This is a genomic window from Flavobacterium sp. CFS9 (genome assembly GCF_041154745.1).
GTDB lineage: Bacteria > Bacteroidota > Bacteroidia > Flavobacteriales > Flavobacteriaceae > Flavobacterium.
This window is the reverse complement of the sequence record NZ_AP031573.1, coordinates 3,835,347-3,852,930: the sequence shown is the minus strand read 5'-3', so window position 1 is coordinate 3,852,930 and position 17,584 is coordinate 3,835,347. Positions and strand designations below refer to the sequence as shown.

The following is a 17,584-nucleotide window of genomic DNA, read 5'->3' as shown; positions in this document are numbered from 1 at the left end:
CGCTAGGCTTTGTGTAAAATCTTCGCGAAACTTTGTGTAAAACTTTGCGAACTTTGCAGTTAGGTTAATTTGTAGAGAAAGTTCACAAAACTATATACAAAACCTTTGCGTAAAACTTTGCGAACTTTGCGGTTAGGTTAGCCCAAGCTCAAAAAAGCTTTTCCCAAGTACTTAATAATAGTAGAAGCTGTAAAAGATTCATAACCTGTTTTGGGTAAGGCAATATCGGCTGTGAGTCCGTGGAGGAAAACGCCTAATTTTGCTGCGTATTTAGGTTCGTAGCCCTGAGCCAGTAAGCCTGTAATGATTCCGGTGAGGGTATCTCCGCTTCCGGCCGTAGCCAAAGCTGCATTTCCGGTAGTGTTTTCGTAGATTTCAGCTTTAATGATGATGTAAGTTGGCGCGCCTTTCATGACAATGATTACTTTGTACTTTTCTGAAAAAGCAATCGTTTTTTGAAACTTTTCCGATTCTGAATTCCACTTACCGATTAAACGCTCCAATTCTTTGGGATGAGGTGTCAGAATAGTGTTTTCAGGAACTAATTCCAGCCAGGTTAAATTTTCTGCCAAAATGTTCAAAGCATCGGCATCCAGTACTAAAGGTGATTTATTCACTCTCAAAAATTCAAAAAGCGCTTTTTGAGTACCCAGTTCCACTCCTATTCCCGGCCCAATTCCGATGGCTTGTGGTAATAACGGAAAATGAATACTGGTCAGGAAATTAGTGTTTTCATCGGTTATTACCATCACTTCCGGAATCGAGATCTGCAGAATTTGATAACCGCATTTTGGAACAAAAGCAGTTACTAATCCGCAGCCCGATTTTAAGCAGGATTTTGAAGCTAAAACGGCCGCTCCCACTTTTCCGTAACTTCCGGCAATGATAACCGCATGTCCCTGAAGTCCCTTATGTGTTACAGGATTTACGGGTTTGAGAAATTTTAAAACCTCTTCTTTTGTAATTAGAAACGGATCTTTCATCGGACTGATTTAATGACTTAAAGTTACATAAAAATTAAAAATCAGAACGCTTCATAGGACTCTAAAATTTAAACTCTGCTGTCTCCATTCTATTTCGTCCGTTTTATTCGAAAACCAAAACGTCAAAAACTATTCAAATTACAAGATATTGCTTCGTATGCATAAATCGGGCAAGAATATTGCGAATTTTAATAATTTAGTATATAAATCTTCGATATTTTTTAAATAAATTTGCGACACAATTTTATAAAACAACACAATGAAAAATACTGCGCTTACGCACATACATGAGAGTTTGGGAGCGAAAATGCTGCCTTTTGCCGGATACAATATGCCTATTACCTATGAGGGCGTAAATGCTGAACACGAAACAGTTCGCAACAGTGTGGGCGTTTTTGACGTTTCGCATATGGGAGAATTTTTGTTGACAGGTCCAAATGCTTTGGCTTTGATTCAAAAAGTAACTTCAAATGATGCTTCGACTTTGACTATCGGAAGAGCACAATATTCTTGTCTGCCAAACAACGAAGGCGGAATTGTAGATGATTTGATTGTATATAAAATGAAAGAAGAAGAGTATTTACTGGTTGTAAATGCTTCCAATATCGAAAAAGACTGGAACTGGATTTCTTCGCACAATGATTTGGGTGTTGAAATGAAAAACCTTTCTGATGAGTACTCTTTATTGGCTATTCAGGGACCAAAAGCGGTTGAAGCTATGCAGTCTTTATCTTCTATCGACCTAAGTGCTATTACCTACTACCATTTTGAAGTAGCTGATTTTGCCGGATTCAATGACGTAATTATTTCTGCAACAGGATATACCGGTTCAGGCGGATTTGAAATTTACTGCAAAAATGCCGATGCTGAAGCTATCTGGAATAAAGTTTTCGAAGCAGGTGCCGCTTTCGGAATTAAACCTATCGGATTAGCTGCCCGTGATACTTTACGTCTTGAAATGGGATTCTGCTTATACGGAAATGATATTAACGATACTACTTCTCCATTAGAGGCTGGATTAGGCTGGATTACTAAGTTTACTAAAAATTTTACCAATTCTGAAAATCTGAAAAAACAAAAAGAAGAAGGTGTTACCCGAAAACTAATTGCTTTCGAAATGCAGGAGCGTGCGGTACCAAGACATGATTACGAAATTGTAGATGCTTCAGGTGCTGTGATTGGTGTAGTGACATCAGGAACTATGTCACCTTCTATGAACAAAGGTATTGGATTAGGATATGTTACGGTAAATAATAGTGCTGTTGACAGCGATATCTTTATCAGAATCAGAAAAAATGATGTAGCTGCTAAAGTGGTTAAACTTCCTTTTTATAAGAAATAGATTTTCATCTCTATAAAATTAGAAAATGCATTGCTAATCAAGCAATGCATTTTTTTTTTGAATAGTTTTTTTGCCACAAATTCACAAATGATTGTCTGCAAAAAAGTAAATAAATTTGTGAATTCGAGGCAAAAAACGCTATAGAATAAAAATCATCCGGATGTAAGAATTTTTAGAAAAGAATAAGATTTTCTAAAAAAATAAGCGTAATTTTAGTCTGAACGAAGATTCTGATTTATGAAAAAAATAGCACTGGCGCTGATTCTAACCACAAATATTCTATTTAGTCAAAGTGGCGATCCCACCTGCGAAATAGTCAACAAAATAAATGCCGTTATTCAGGAAGAGCACATCCGACCAAAACCCGTTGATGACAGCTTGTCTATTTTTGTTTTTGATAATCTGATCAACGAATTAGATCCTTCCCGAAATATTTTTTTTAAAACAGAATACGATGAAATGGCGGAGAAATACCGCACGAACTTAGACGATTTTATTCTGAGTAATGATTGCAGTTTTTTAGCCGATATTACTTCTAAATACAAAGAGAGTCTTTTGAGAACAAAAAAGATTCTTGAAAAGATTCAGACTGAGCCTATTGATTACAATACAACGGACACTATCCGATTCTACAAAAAATCATTCCCTTTTTACCTTAAACAAGAAAATCTTGAAAAAGTATGGCTCAAAAAAATTCGCTACCAGATTTTAGATGAGATAGCTGACATAAGTGACAATTTAGATTCGGTAAAGACTAATTTTAAATCGATAGAACTCAAATCAAAGAAACTAATTTTATCCAATGAAATCTGTCGAATCAATACCCTTTTAGAGACAAATATTAAACAGGAAGAAAAGTTCTATAATTTCTTTTGTACGTACTTTGATCCTCACTCTGCCTATTTTAGTGACGATTCTAAAACAAGCTTTGTGGCTTCACTCTCTAAAGAACATTTATCTTTAGGAATGACGGTCAATTTAAATGAAAAGAATGAAATCATTGTAGCCGAAGTTGATCCTAATGGACCCGCCTATCAAACAGGTCAGATCAAAAAAGGCGATCAGATCATTTCAATATCCAATCAGAAAGAAACTTTGCAGGTTTCCTGTGCGTCACTGGAATCCATCTCAACTTTGATTTTATCAGAATCCAATAAAAGCATCACGTTAACCTTAAAACGAAATTCAGGCAAAAGCTTTGATGTTTATATCGAGAAAAAGGTGATGAAAGACGAAGAGAATTCTGTTTTTAGCTTTATTGTTGGAAAGGAAAGTAAAATTGGATACATCAAAATCCCCAGTTTTTACGCTGACTTAGAAGGCAATACTCGCAAAGGCTGCGCTGATGATGTGGCACGTGAAGTGATAAAACTGGAAAGAGACAATATAAAAGGGCTGGTAATCGACCTGATTGACAATGGCGGCGGATCGATGGAAGAAGCGATAAAACTGGCCGGAATGTTTATTGACTATGGACCACTTTCTATAGTTGTAGATCGTAATCAAGGAAAATCAATTATCAATGATCCTTATAAAGGTTTAATTTATAAAGGTCCGATCGTCATTCTGGTAAATAGCAATACGGCTTCGGCAAGTGAATTCTTTTCCTCTATATTGCAGGATTATAACCGCGCTTTAATATTAGGAAGTACTACACTTGGGAAAGCGACCATGCAGACGATTCTTTCGCTTGATGAAACTAAAAACACCGATTTTTTAAAGATTACAATTAATAAATTTTACAGAGTTACAGGCAAAAGTCATCAATATATCGGGGTAAAGCCAGATGTAATTCTTCCTGAATTCTATGAAAATGTGTATCAACGAGAAAGCAATTTCCCTACCGCTATTAAAAATGATAGTATCACACCGTCTTTGAAATTTAAGCCTTATGTAAAAAGAGCTCTGATTGACAAATTGGCCCAAACCAGTACAACACGATTGGCTGACAATTACTTTTTTAACAACATAAAAGAAATCAATAAAAAAATTGATAAAATTGTCAATACTCCAAAAGCAGAAATTCCAATGACTTTAGATGCTGTCTTCAAACAGAAAAAAGCGGTAAGTTCACTTTGGACGGAAATCAATACTTTTAATGATGAAAACAACCCTCTGGATGTGTATAATTCTACGGTAAATCAGTTTCTGCTGGGCGTATACCCTAATGACAAAACAATCAACCAATACCAGATTGACAATCTAAAAACGAATCCTTATTTAAATGAGGCCGTAAATGTTATTAATGAGTTTAATGCGTGGAAGTGAGATGTGAGATGTGGGTTATACCTAGTCTGAAACTTGAAACCTGAAACCCCATAACTCATAACTTAATACGTCACAATAAAAAAGAATACAATTGATTTTGGAAAAATAAGGAATAACCGTATTTTTGCCACACAAAACTAAAAATTAGAAATGGGAAGAGCATTCGAATTTAGAAAAGGAAGAAAAATGAAACGCTGGTCAGCAATGGCCAAAACATTTACCCGAATTGGTAAAGATATTGTTATGGCCGTTAAAGAAGGTGGTCCTAACCCGGATGCCAATTCTAGATTAAGAGCTGTAATACAAAATGCAAAAGCCGCTAACATGCCAAAGGACAATGTGGAGCGTGCGATAAAAAATGCAAGTAATAAAGACACTGCCAACTATAAAGAGATTCTGTTTGAAGGATATGCTCCTCACGGAATTGCTATTTTAATTGAAACAGCATCTGACAACAATAACAGAACAGTAGCAAACATCAGAAGTTATTTTAACAAATGTAACGGAACAATGGGAACACAGGGTTCTGTTGAGTTTATGTTTGACCATACTTGCAATTTCAGAATTGCAAAAGGTGAAATTGATGCTGAAGAATTAGAGTTAGAACTAATTGATTTTGGTGCTGAAGAAGTTTTTGAAGACGAAGACGGAATTTTAATCTATGCGCCTTTTGGAAGCTTCGGAGCTTTACAAAAAGAACTGGAAAACAGAGGTTTAGAAATCTTATCTTCAGGATTTGAGCGTATTCCGCAAATCACAAAAGAACTTACAGAAGCTCAAATCGCAGACGTAGAAAAATTAATCGAAAAAATCGAAGAAGATGATGACGTAATGAACGTTTATCACACTATGAAAGAAGAGTAAAAACCTATATTTCAACACCATACATCAGGCTCCGGATCTTTCCGGAGTTTTTTTTTGCCCTAATGTGGAAACCCGTAAAGAATATCCTTAAAGATTGCTTATGTTTGGCAAAATTTTAACAAAACCTACCTTAACAAAATGAATGTAATGAAAACAAGCCTCTGTATTTTATGGCTTTCAACTTAAAAGCTGATACTCCGAAAAGAAAGTATAGCACCAATACACTTGTCCTTTCCTGTTAAAACGATAATCTGATTAAGGGATTATGACTACTTCGGTCTGAGTTCCTGATGAAATATTATATTGCCTAATACCAACCAAACCTACTAAGACTTGAAAAAAACTACTCTTAAGTTATTTCCTTTTATTGCAAGTATTATTTTATTTTTAGTTAGCATAAACTGCTTTTCTAATACTTCTGATACCATCACCAATTCAAAGAAGGTTTTTATTTCTAAAAATCTTCCAAAAGACGAAATTGGTCTGTTAAACAATTCTCTTAGCTATTATGAGACTCCAAAAAGTGAATTCACAAATGACTTCTTAAAAAAGAACTTTCCGGTTTCACAAGAAACCAATAAAGATCGTGATTTGGCCATGTCTGTTTTTAAGGAAATTGCCAAAAACGATAACCTTACTGATTTATTAGAGCCTAAAAAATTATCTATGCTTCCTCTTGGTATAAAGAAGACCATTGGAGGCATACAATACATGCTAGGTATTAGCAGTGCCAAATTCACTCCTGAATATACGGAACTGACGGCTTTTGTAAAAATCGTAATCCCGCAAAATGATTCGCTTGGAAAACCAAAAGAATTGTTTTTTGGCGCTAACGGTATTAAACTTTCTCATAAAGGAGGATTGGTCGGGGCAACGAATTTAGTTTTACTCGGAGATGTTCCTATTAATATAAATGGTCAAAATGCCTTACTTATTTTAAAAGGAGGTATGGAGATGTCTACAGGAGTTGTGCAAAAAAAGACTTATGTAACGATTGATTGTAATGGTTTTAAGGAACTTGGAATTGCCGCGGATGTTGAATTTTCAAGAAACTTTCTCGAACCTGTCGACGATGATTACAAGCTCATCCCCGCTCCTAATCGGGTACGAGGTTCATTTCAGACCATAGTATCCAATTGGAATGATATTCTGATTGAAATATCACTTCCCAAATTTCAGTTGACTTCTTATCAGGGCAAAGGCCCTGCTTTTGAGTTAAATAATGCTGTAATTGATTTAAGTGATATTAGAAACTCTGATAAAATCGAATGGCCGGATGCGGATTATGTAAAAGATTATCTGGTTCCTGGTAACGAAAATTTATGGAGAGGTTTTTATGTCAAATCCCTAAAAGTTGTATTACCGGAACAGTTCAATAAGAGAGACGAGAACAAGAGGGTTAGATTTGAAGCGGCCAATCTCTTAATAGACAGAATGGGGGTTTCCGGAAAATTTATAGGGGACAATGTTTTTAGTCTTAAAGAAGGAAGTGCTTCAGGATGGCAGTTTTCATTAGACCATATTGAGATGGAATTCAGAGCCAACTCATTAACAGCCGCTGCCTTCAATGGTGAAATCGTTTTACCGGTTTCTTCTGAAGAAAATACACAATGTGACCCTAAATCGAGAGGAAGATTAGCTTACAATGCCATCATAAACCCTGTCGACAACGAATATATTCTTAAAGCTGATGTAACCAATAACATTTGCTTTCAGGCTTTTAAAGCGACGGCTTCTTTAGAAAAAAACTCTTATCTGGAACTAAAGGTAAAAGACGGGAAGTTTTTACCAAAAGCGGTTCTTTACGGAAGTTTGGCATTAAAAGGCAGTAATAAAAATACCACCGCAGCCGAACTTGCCGCATCTCCAATTAAATCTTCCGAAACAACTAATGCTGATGGCGAGAAAAAAGAAGCCATAAATTTTAAAGGAATCATTTTCCAGAATTTAACCTTGCAGACTGTTGTGCCTTATCTAACGGCAGACTATTTCGGTTACAAACACATTCAGGAAAAAGATGCCGCAGTAAGTAATTTTCCTGTTACCATTAACGAAATTTCTCTCGTCGCTACAGATGTATCGGCAAGTCTGAAAGTTGATGTTGCCATTAACATTATGAAAAATCAGTTTAATGGTCAGACTAAATTTTATGTCATTGGATCATTCGACAGAGAAAAAGGAATTCAGAAATGGAAATACGAACGCCTTAAGTTTGAGGAAATAAAAGTTGCTGCCGACTTAGGAGGTGTAAAATTTAAAGGAAGCATTGCCATAATGGACAATGATCCGGTTTATGGAAACGGTTTCAAGGGAAGTGTATCGGCTGATTTTACAGGAGGTATCAAGGTTGAAGCTAATGCTATTTTTGGATCTACTACATTTAGATATTGGTATGTAGATGCCATGGTAGACAACTTAAATATTCCTGCCGGCCCCATTACTTTTAAAGGTTTTGGTGGTGGTGCCTATTATCAAATGAAAAAAGACGGCTTTAGTTCTTCTTTTGTAGCGTCGAAATCCAATTATGTACCTGATGCAGATTCAGGATTAGGTGTTAAGGCAATGATTAAGTTTGCGGGTACTGCAACAGCAAATGCTTTTTGGGGAGGTGCCGGTTTCGAAATTGCTTTTAATAAACATGGTGGTCTTAACAGAATTAGCATTTATGGAGAAGGTCACTTAATGCAGCCGTTTGAAATTCCGGGGGCTGACGAACTAACAAAAGCCTTACAAACGGTTACTGAAAATGAATCTTTAATGGGGCAAATCGCAACTGAAGCCTTAAAAACATCTAATTTATCTGCCGCCGCAGAACAACTTTATCCAAACGATGTAAAAAACAGTATGGGGATCAATGCCTTTGCTGCGATCGAATACGATTTTAGAGCAAAAACACTACACGGTACCTTCGATTTATATATTGATACTCCGGGAGGTTTCATACAAGGCCGTGCTTCAGGAAACAGAGCGGGTTGGGCAGTTTTACACTTCGGACCGGATAAATGGTACATCCGTGCAGGTACTCCTACTGATCGATTGGGTATAAAACTGGCTATTGGATCTGTCGAAGTAGAGGCTGGTGGTTATTTCATGCTTGGAGATGATATCCCGGGCAGTCCACCTCCACCCGATATTGTTGCTAAACTTTTAAGAGTTGATGTTGCTAAACTGAATTATATGCGTGATGAAAACAGCATTGCTTCAGGAAAAGGATTTGCTTTTGGTTCTGACTTTAGCATCAAAACCGGAAACTTGAGTTTCTTAATGTTTTATGCCAATTTCCAGGCCGGATTTGGATTTGACATTATGGTTAAAGATTATGGAGAAGCACAATGTAAGGGCTCAGGGCAAATTGGTATCAACGGTTGGTACGCTAATGGTCAGTCGTATGCCTATATGCAAGGGGAACTTGGAATTAATATAAAACTGTTTTTTATACGAAAGAAAATATCCATTATAAAAGGTGGAGGTGCTGTTTTATTACAGGCCAAACTGCCAAATCCGGTATGGATTAGAGGTTATATGGCGGGTGAATTCAGCTTGCTTGGTGGTGCCGTAAGAGGTAGTTTCCGCTTCAAACTTGAATTTGGAGAACAGTGCGAATTTATATCAGCTAATCCGTTAGAAGGCTTAAAATCTATTGCCGATATTACTCCTGCTCAGGGAACAAAAGATGTAGATGTCTTTACCGTACCTCAGGTTGGATTTAATATGCCTGTAGATAAAAACTTCAACATTGAAGGAGATGACGGCGTTAAAACCTATCGACTCAAACTAGAAGAATATACCGTTAAAAAAGGCGGAGTTCCTGTAATTGGTACTTTAAGCTGGAATAAAACAAATGATTTGGTAAGTTTCAATTCATCTGAAATATTACCTGAAAAATCAGAATTAACCTTAACCGTAAAAGTAAGTTTCCAGGAATATACAAATGGTGCCTGGAAAACCATTATGGATCAGGGTCAGGTGGCAATGGAAACTGAAACCAGAACTTTTACTACGGGTGTAGCACCTAATAATATTCCGGTAAGCAATATTGCTTACAGTTACCCTGTTTTTGATCAAAAGTATGTTTATCAAAACGAAAGTAAAGATGCCTACATCGTACTAAAAACCGGACAGGCTTACTTATTTGATCTTAAACCGGGGCAATCTCAAAAAGCATTCTATAAAACGGGAACTAAAACATCAAATGGTTCTATAAGCTACAACGCCGATTTAAAAAAGGTAATCGTTAGTTTACCAGTTTTAGAAAACGTAAAACCTTATAGTTTATCCTTAATGACACTGGAAACTGCAAAAGATGCTAATGCTAACCTGAATGAAAGTTTTGAGAAACAGGATCTGGGGTCAAATGCTAATGTTGAAGTTAAAAACAATAAACTGGCAGAAACGCTAACAGGCGGTCAGGGTATTGAATTGCTGCAGTACAACTTCAATACAAGTGAGTACAATACTTTTCAGGAAAAAATGGCCGCTAAGAAAGCACGTAAAACTCACATAGAGATTATTGAAGCTGATATTCATGCATTACATGCAGAAAATACATCAACTGAAGCCTTTGATGAGATTGAAATCGCCGGTACTCCTAAATCAATGAACATTCCACTGGTAAGTGTTGAAGCCCTGTTAGATGATAGCTATTTTAAGAATGATATTTATCCATTGATATACCGAGGATATCCTTTAGAAGCCGATTTAACTTTAAACAGAAATACAACTCTTTTAGGAAATCCTCCTGTTAGAGGGGTGGAAATAATCACTTCTTACCTGTCTGATTTAATAAACAATCCGAAAAGTTCTTATTTAAGAGACAGGCTGCCATATCGCTACAACCAGCCTTTTTACTATAAGGACGATTTTATCAAAATTCAGTATAAAGTAGTTAATAAATATTTGAACAGTCAGAATCGGGCTATGATCGATAAGTACAATTACATCATAACAGGAAGGTTTCCAATGATAAAAGACGGCATTTACAATGTCAAATTAAACTATATACTTCCTGGTGGACAAGCTGGTACCAGTTCAATTTTTACATTCAATAAAACAAATTAGCATGAAGCTTAAATTTTTAATTCTCCTTACTTTTATAATAACCGGTACTCACTATGCACAAGAGAAAAATGATACGGGAGAAGCGAATCCAAACGAAATAAAATCGGAAATACAAGTTATAGCCAGAGTGCAAAAGGACAGAATTTTGTTAAGATGGGCTGTCAGCAATGCGATGGCCTGGAAAAAACTAAATACTTATGGCTATACTGTAGAACGTTATACCGTTACCCGTAACAATAAAACTTTACCAACCCCTGAAAAAGTAGTTCTAATTAATGCTTTGAAACCTGAGCCACTGGAAACATGGGAAAAATTAATTGAAAAGAACGACAATGCTGCCATCGTAGCACAAGCCATTTATGGCGAAAATTTCTCGGTTACCGGAACAGATAAACTAGAGAACATCATAAACCTTTCTGAAGAAAACGAGCAAAGGTTTACGTTTGCTCTGTTAACCGCTGACAGGGATTACGAAATTGCAAAAAAAGCTGGCCTTGGATTTGAAGATAAAACGGTTAAACCTAACGAAAAATATGCCTACAGGATAATCTCAAACGTGCCTGAAAAAGAGGCTGCAATTGCTTATGGCGGAATTTTCGTTGGATTAGAGGATTATCAGCCTCTTCCAAAACCAATGGATTTTACGGCTCATTTTACAGACGGCAGCACCATGTTAAGCTGGAATTTTAAAATACTTTCGCATACCTATGCCAATTATTTTGTAGAACGTTCCACCGATAAAAAAACTTTTGAGAGAATTACTGATAAGCCTTACACCAGTTTAAATCAGGAAAACACCAGTAACAGTCAAATTTTCTATGTTGATTCTATTGCGAACAATAAACCGTACAGCTACAGAATTCAGGGAATTTCACCTTTTGGTGAATTAGGCCCTTATTCACAAGTTATAACAGGAAAAGGAACCACGATCTTAAAATATGTTCCTCATCTTACTGTCAAAGAATTTAAAGATGAAAACACCGTTACGTTAACCTGGGAATTTCCGGCAGAAGGTGATAATGAAATCACTGGATTTGAATTAAACCGTTCAGATACTGATACTGACGGCTATACAAAAGTGGTGAAAAATATCCCGGCCAAAAGCCGCTCAGTTACGTACAACAAACTTTTATCGACGAATTATTTTACGATTACGGCGCTTGGAAAACAAGGCAGCAACAGAACTTCATTTCCTATGCTTGTACAGCCCGTAGACTCCATACCTCCTTCTAAACCAGTTGGCTTAAAAGGAGTTATAGACAGTTTGGGTGTTGTGAAATTAACATGGGATCCTAACAAAGAAAAAGATCTGTTAGGTTATCGTATTTACAGAGGAAATACCGCAGAAGAAGAACTTACTCAGCTGACTGTAAGCCCCAGCGAACCAAACTCTTTTCAGGACAAAGTGCTTGTTAAAAGTTTGAACAGTAAGGTTTATTACAAAGTTATTGCTGTAGATTATCATTACAATATGTCTGATTTCTCAGATGTTTTAATTATTAAAAAACCAGATGTAATCCCTCCTACTTCACCTGTTTTTACCAGCTTCAAAATCAAAGAAGGAGCTATTTTTCTGGAATGGGTAAACAGTCAGAGTGAAGATGTGGCAGTACACCAGCTGTACAGAAAAGAAAATGATCAAAAAGACTGGACACTGATTTTGGAAACCAAGAATAAGGAAGAAAAATTTCAGGATAAAACGGCGGTTGAAGGTAACACTTACCGTTATGCCATTTTTGCCAAAGACGAGAGTAATTTAGTTTCTAATCCTTCGCCGGGATTAACTTTATTTGTTCCAAAATATTCTGTAATGCCTGCTGTGAAAGGTTTTTTCGCTCAGCCCAATAAAACTTCCAATACTATTGATTTGTCCTGGGATTACGCAAACAATGAAGTTGACAGTTTCGAAATCTACAAAGCTTCAGATAAAGATCCATTGCAATTGATTCAGATTGTTCCGGGAAAAACACGCTTTTTACCAGATCCTACCATTACCATTAATACAACATACCAATACGGTATCAGAGCAACATTTAAAGATGGAAGAACCTCAAAAATGGATTTTTTCACTGTAAAGTTCTAAATACATGAAACTATTTATTACATACAAAAACATATCTCTAACCTTAAAAATGGCCTGTCTGTTTTTGACTGTTTTTGGTATGCAGCTCATTAACGGTCAGACAACGTACAAGTATAAAGTGAAGTGGGACTTAAGAAAATCACCAAGCACCAGCCGAAACGTTTACTTTTACTTAAACACTGGTGATACATATCCCTTTAACGGAACTTATGCCAATGCAAGTTCGACGGGCTCAAGCAGTTCATTTTCGTATGTTTTAAAAAATTCAGGTGCTAGTCCGATGGATGGTGTCGTTGTTTCCAATACCCCATTGCGTCTTAGTGGAGCAGTTGATAACGTATCTTCGGGATTCTTTCAGAAACATGCACCATTTATGACAGGTCCGTATTCCGGTTACTGGCAATCTAACTTTGCTTATAATTTTGATAACGTTACGGTTACACACAATACTCAGTTTGAATTCTTCTATTTGCAGACACTAGTGGAAGTAAACAATTACAATGTTTCAAATTCAGAGCTGAAACAATGTGAGACTTTTAATTTTACGGTAGCCGTAGTTGGTGAAAGTGGCTTTATGACTTTTGCCGTTGAATATTATGATCCAAACACTGCAAATTGGAAAGAGTTATTACCTTATGCCTCAAGATCGGCACAAAACATACCAATAACATTTACATCCATCCCTAATCTGCAATTGAACCAAAATTTTCAATTAAGGGCGAGATACACCAGAACCGGAAGTGGCGGTGCAAATGATTATTCTGATATTTTAACCTACAAATTTATTCCCTGCTCTCCTAAACTTAATGGTGCCCCGGTAGCTGCTAAGGTTAAATGTTATAACGAACCAAATGGCAGTGTAACTTTAAATTTCCTTTCGGACGTTCCATCGGGCCAAAAGTTGCTTCTTACTTTATATGAAAATGGTGCATTCAGAAGTCACAGGTTTGCAAAAGATACGGATATTACCAATAGAGCCTATACCTGGGAAGGACTTGCTCCCGGTTCTTATATGATAAAATACCAAACACAAAACACTTCTGATCCTAATACCACAATTGGATCCAGTCCGGTAGAAACTCCGATTTTTAAAATAGAAAATACTACGGCGTTAACTTTTAAAGCAACCGCTGTGCAGCCTCAATGCAATACTGATAAAGGTGGTGTTGAGATTTTAGTGGATGGAGGATCACCTCCTTACTACTACATTTTAGATAATGAAAGCAAAAAAGAGCTTACTAAAAATCCTGACATCATACCAATTGCAACCGATGGTGACCATAAAGTGATTGTTCTGGACCGTTTTGACTGCATGGAAAAATAACTTCAAGAAATACGATACTATTCTAAACATTCAATAATGAATATTTTACACAAAACCACTTATATTTTGATTCTAGTCGCTTTTTTTGCGGCTCAGGTCACCTATGGTCAAACCGGTAAAATACTAATTGAAACACAGTTAACGAGATACGGTCCTGACCTCAAATCCAATACGTACAGTGTAAACATCACTGCTAACGGAGCTACGGCTTTCGGTAAAGCCTATGACCTAACGAACAACGATGACGATGTCAAAACTACATATGATCTGGTGCAGTATGATGCGTCTAAATACCCTCTTAAAATTACGATCAATGGTTCATATGTTGTTAAACCAACTCAAATGGGCGGACCGGAATGCCGTCAAAATGATCAGACTACTCTGGTTGCTCCAAAAAACCTATCTATGGGAGTTTGTCATGGCCGCACCAACTTTCTGGTTTTGGACCTGCCGCAAACAAACGGCATGATTGGTAATTGTGATAATCTTACGATTTTAAAACAAATACAGCTGTCAGGTGCAGGCTATTCGTGGCAGTACAAAAAAAGTACCGATACACAATGGAAATACTTTACTTATGGCGCACAATATACCGAAAAAGGGCTAAACTTTAACTTCAAAGATGTTCCGGATTTGAAAAATTATACAGGAAACCTTTTTATTAGATTTGTTGTTGATTATGAAAATCTGAATACCAATAAAATTGAAACCTTTGAGTCAGATATTGCAACCTATTCCATAATACCCTGTTCACCAAAATTAGATCATACCTCGAGTCCAAACCTTACCACTTGCAGTTATGGCAATGGCAGTGTGACCTTTACGTTTAGCAGACCTCTGGAACCGGGCGAAAAATACATATTCAATCGTATTCCTGTAGGCAATGGGGTTCCCAGTTCTGAAACTTCAGATGGTCCTGAGGTAGAAAAAATTTCTGCACTTAGTTATAAATGGAAAAATATACCTGCAGGGGTATATGATTTTAAGTATCAGACACAGTTTGGGAACAATACCCCTTCTACTCCGTCGACAGTGACCAATTTTACCATTACTCCCAGTCCCCCCTTAACTTTTACTGCAACAGCGGTACAACCTGCCTGTAGTACAGACGAAAAAGGGATCCTAATAACGGCTAAAGGAGGGTCAAACTCTTACTATTATCTTTTAGACGGTGAATTACCAGAACAAAAACATGCCTTTACAAGTCCTCATACCATAAAAATAACAACAGATGGCGAACATAAAGTAATCGTCGTAGACGATTCTGATTGTATCGAAAAATAACACTATGAAGAAAATCATTTATCTTTTTTTAGTAACCCTAATGCTCTTATCTGTCAGTAAGAGTTATTCGCAAAAACTGTACATCGTCCGTCATAGTATGGGTACCTGTGTCAACGAATGCGCTGCATTACAGTCCTATTACTTTATGTCCGGCAACACCGTTATTACACCAGTTGCCGAATTTGGAGATTATCATGTCTTTAGTCAGAACCCAACATATGTGGAACTTATTTCGATAGCCGATACCAGTTTTGGCTGTGCCTGGCGTGATCCTATGGCCTGTTATGAACAAAGTACAATTAACATGGATAATTGTTATTGGGGAATAACCAATGCCGTTTTACCCGAACCAACCGTACTTACCAATTTATTTTGCGATAAAAAAACACTTACCGCGGTAAGCTGTCCGGGCCCCTATCGTTTTTCATGGGAATACAGCACTAACGGTGTTAATTTCACTCCTATGAACATTACTACCACACCCAATCAAAGCTTTGAATTTGTTAAAGCTAATTATCCGGCCCTAAACAATTATTCGGGAACTATAATTTTCAGGGTTTTAATTGACTCCGACCCGAGTGCACCTGATGAAAATGTTTATTCTAATGTAGTTACTTACAACATTATACCTTGTTCTCCTACACTTTCTGCTACCTCCGACCCAAATATTACCGCTTGCAGTTACAGCAATGGCAGTGTAATCTTTACTTTTAGCAGGCCATTAGAAACAGGTGAGAAATATCTTTTCAATCGCAATCCTGTAGGTAATGGTAGTGTGACTTCTGCAACTTCAAATGATCCTGAAGTAGAAAAAGTGTCCGCACTTAGTTATAAATGGAAAAATATCCCTCCTGGGCAATACCAATTTAAATTTCAAACACAGTTTGGTAATGGTACTCCTTCCACATTGTCTACTATTAGCAATTTTACAATTACCCCAAGAGCACCCTTAACTTTTACAGCAACAGCAGTACAACCAAACTGCAGTACAGACCCAAAAGGAATACTTATAACTGCTACCGGTGGATCAAACTCCTACTACTATCTTTTAGATGGCGAGCCTTTGTCACAAAAACATCCTTTCACTAATCCCCACACCATCAACATTACAACAGATGGAGATCACAAAGTAGTCGTTGTAGACGACTCTGATTGCATTGAAAAATAACATAATGAACAAAAAATTACTCTTACTCTTATTCTTTTTAACAACCCTCGTCGTTCAGGGGCAGACGGAGTATGGATTATTGATCCGATCTACAATAAATCCCAAAACACCAGGTACACAGACAACCCGATATACTATTGAAGGAAGGAGAAATGAAGGACTGGTTTTTACAACCCGTAATATACTTCCTCTCTCTCAGGAAAAAGTGCAATATGACTTTTTTTACACTACGAATATTAATGAATTATATTTCTTAGCGCTCGAACAGAAAAGCAACGGTCAGGTAAATTGTTCAAAGGAATATACCATTCCATACAATCCGGCAGTGAGCACTCAGGAAAACTTTGGGGGTTGTGTGGGTAATTCAGTAGCGTGGACCATTCATCTTACACAACCTGTTTCCAATAACCTTTGTGCCGACGACGTTGTTACTTTAACCAATGGATGGAACTGGCAATACCAATACGATGCAACGGGATGGAAACCCATGCCTTCTCAATTTCAGGGAAAAAGAGCCATTACTTTTAACCTCAAAGACATTGGCGATTACGATGGTAAATCTCAAATTTTCTTTCAGGCAGGTTATCAAACGCAATTTACAAATACAATCATTTATAATATTATCGGCTGTTCACCAGAACTGGCTGAAAAAAAACCGGAAGCAACCCCTGTTAAATGCAGCAATACAGCAACAGGCAGTGCTACTCTAAAATTTAAATCGGCGCTAAAAACAGGTAACAAACTTCTTCTGAATCTCTTCCATGCCAATCCGGTCGCTCCTGATACAGGTTTTATCTCGAGTATTTATGCCTCAGAAAATGAAGTTTCTAATAAAACGTATACCTGGAATGATATAGCCTCGGGTACTTATAAAATAAAATACCAGGCACAAAGCATATCGGATAACGGTCAAAAAGTAGGCTTAAGCGCTATTGTTACAGATGCTTTTACCATAGAAGAGAAAACACCTTTAACTTTTTGGGCAAAGGCCATGCAGCCTCTTTGCAGTGACAACAAAGGTGCAATAGAAGTACACGCTGCTGGCGGAACCACTCCGTACTATTACATTTTAGACAACCAGACTGAAATGATAAATGGTCAGCCCGTACCAAAAAAAATAGAGTTTTCCGGTTATCACCAGATCCCCATAACCACTGATGGACCTCATACCGTTAAAATCGTTGACAAATTCAATTGCGAAGAACAATAA

Annotated in this window: 10 protein-coding genes; 9 read left to right on the top strand and 1 reads right to left on the bottom strand. The window is 37.0% G+C overall.

Features of this window, described 5'->3' with window-relative positions; translation table 11 throughout:
* Positions 1-137 precede the first annotated feature (137 nt).
* Positions 138-983: an NAD(P)H-hydrate dehydratase gene (locus ACAM30_RS16225; protein WP_369615631.1), complete on the bottom strand. Its 846-nt coding sequence runs from the start codon at positions 981-983 to the stop codon at positions 138-140.
* A 259-nt stretch (positions 984-1,242) separates the two neighbouring features.
* Here ACAM30_RS16225 and gcvT point away from each other — a divergent pair, with 259 nt between their 5' ends.
* The 9 genes from gcvT to ACAM30_RS16180 all read left to right on the top strand — a co-directional run bounded on the left by gcvT (position 1,243) and on the right by ACAM30_RS16180 (position 17,584).
* A complete protein-coding gene (gene gcvT, locus ACAM30_RS16220) occupies positions 1,243-2,325 on the top strand; it encodes a glycine cleavage system aminomethyltransferase GcvT (protein ID WP_369615630.1) in 1,083 nt (360 codons plus the stop codon).
* Positions 2,326-2,562: 237 nt separating this feature from the next.
* Positions 2,563-4,593, top strand: a complete 2,031-nt coding sequence (locus ACAM30_RS16215) for a S41 family peptidase (RefSeq protein WP_369615629.1) — start codon at positions 2,563-2,565, stop codon at positions 4,591-4,593.
* Positions 4,594-4,743: 150 nt separating this feature from the next.
* Positions 4,744-5,457 carry a YebC/PmpR family DNA-binding transcriptional regulator gene (locus ACAM30_RS16210; protein ID WP_180909594.1) on the top strand — a complete coding sequence of 238 codons (714 nt, stop codon included), beginning with the start codon at positions 4,744-4,746 and terminating at the stop codon, positions 5,455-5,457.
* A 333-nt stretch (positions 5,458-5,790) separates the two neighbouring features.
* Complete coding sequence (locus tag ACAM30_RS16205) at positions 5,791-10,515, top strand: hypothetical protein (protein ID WP_369615628.1); 4,725 nt, start codon at positions 5,791-5,793, stop codon at positions 10,513-10,515.
* Between the two features lies 1 nt (position 10,516).
* On the top strand, positions 10,517-12,598 hold the full coding sequence (locus ACAM30_RS16200) for a fibronectin type III domain-containing protein (protein WP_369615627.1): 2,082 nt from the start codon (positions 10,517-10,519) through the stop codon (positions 12,596-12,598).
* A gap of 4 nt (positions 12,599-12,602) precedes the next feature.
* On the top strand, positions 12,603-13,922 hold the full coding sequence (locus tag ACAM30_RS16195; protein WP_369615626.1) for a hypothetical protein: 1,320 nt from the start codon (positions 12,603-12,605) through the stop codon (positions 13,920-13,922).
* 36 nt (positions 13,923-13,958) lie between these two features.
* Positions 13,959-15,206 carry a hypothetical protein gene (locus ACAM30_RS16190; RefSeq protein WP_369615625.1) on the top strand — a complete coding sequence of 416 codons (1,248 nt, stop codon included), beginning with the start codon at positions 13,959-13,961 and terminating at the stop codon, positions 15,204-15,206.
* A 4-nt stretch (positions 15,207-15,210) separates the two neighbouring features.
* Positions 15,211-16,374, top strand: a complete 1,164-nt coding sequence (locus ACAM30_RS16185; protein ID WP_369615624.1) for a hypothetical protein — start codon at positions 15,211-15,213, stop codon at positions 16,372-16,374.
* A gap of 4 nt (positions 16,375-16,378) precedes the next feature.
* On the top strand, positions 16,379-17,584 hold the full coding sequence (locus ACAM30_RS16180) for a hypothetical protein (protein WP_369615623.1): 1,206 nt from the start codon (positions 16,379-16,381) through the stop codon (positions 17,582-17,584).

Coding starts and splice junctions, on each gene's coding strand:
- ACAM30_RS16225 (WP_369615631.1), bottom strand. CDS start 983: ATGAAAGATCCGTTTCTAATTACAAAAGAAGAGGTTTTAAAATTTCTC.
- gcvT (WP_369615630.1), top strand. CDS start 1,243: ATGAAAAATACTGCGCTTACGCACATACATGAGAGTTTGGGAGCGAAA.
- ACAM30_RS16215 (WP_369615629.1), top strand. CDS start 2,563: ATGAAAAAAATAGCACTGGCGCTGATTCTAACCACAAATATTCTATTT.
- ACAM30_RS16210 (WP_180909594.1), top strand. CDS start 4,744: ATGGGAAGAGCATTCGAATTTAGAAAAGGAAGAAAAATGAAACGCTGG.
- ACAM30_RS16200 (WP_369615627.1), top strand. CDS start 10,517: ATGAAGCTTAAATTTTTAATTCTCCTTACTTTTATAATAACCGGTACT.
- ACAM30_RS16195 (WP_369615626.1), top strand. CDS start 12,603: ATGAAACTATTTATTACATACAAAAACATATCTCTAACCTTAAAAATG.
- ACAM30_RS16190 (WP_369615625.1), top strand. CDS start 13,959: ATGAATATTTTACACAAAACCACTTATATTTTGATTCTAGTCGCTTTT.
- ACAM30_RS16185 (WP_369615624.1), top strand. CDS start 15,211: ATGAAGAAAATCATTTATCTTTTTTTAGTAACCCTAATGCTCTTATCT.
- ACAM30_RS16180 (WP_369615623.1), top strand. CDS start 16,379: ATGAACAAAAAATTACTCTTACTCTTATTCTTTTTAACAACCCTCGTC.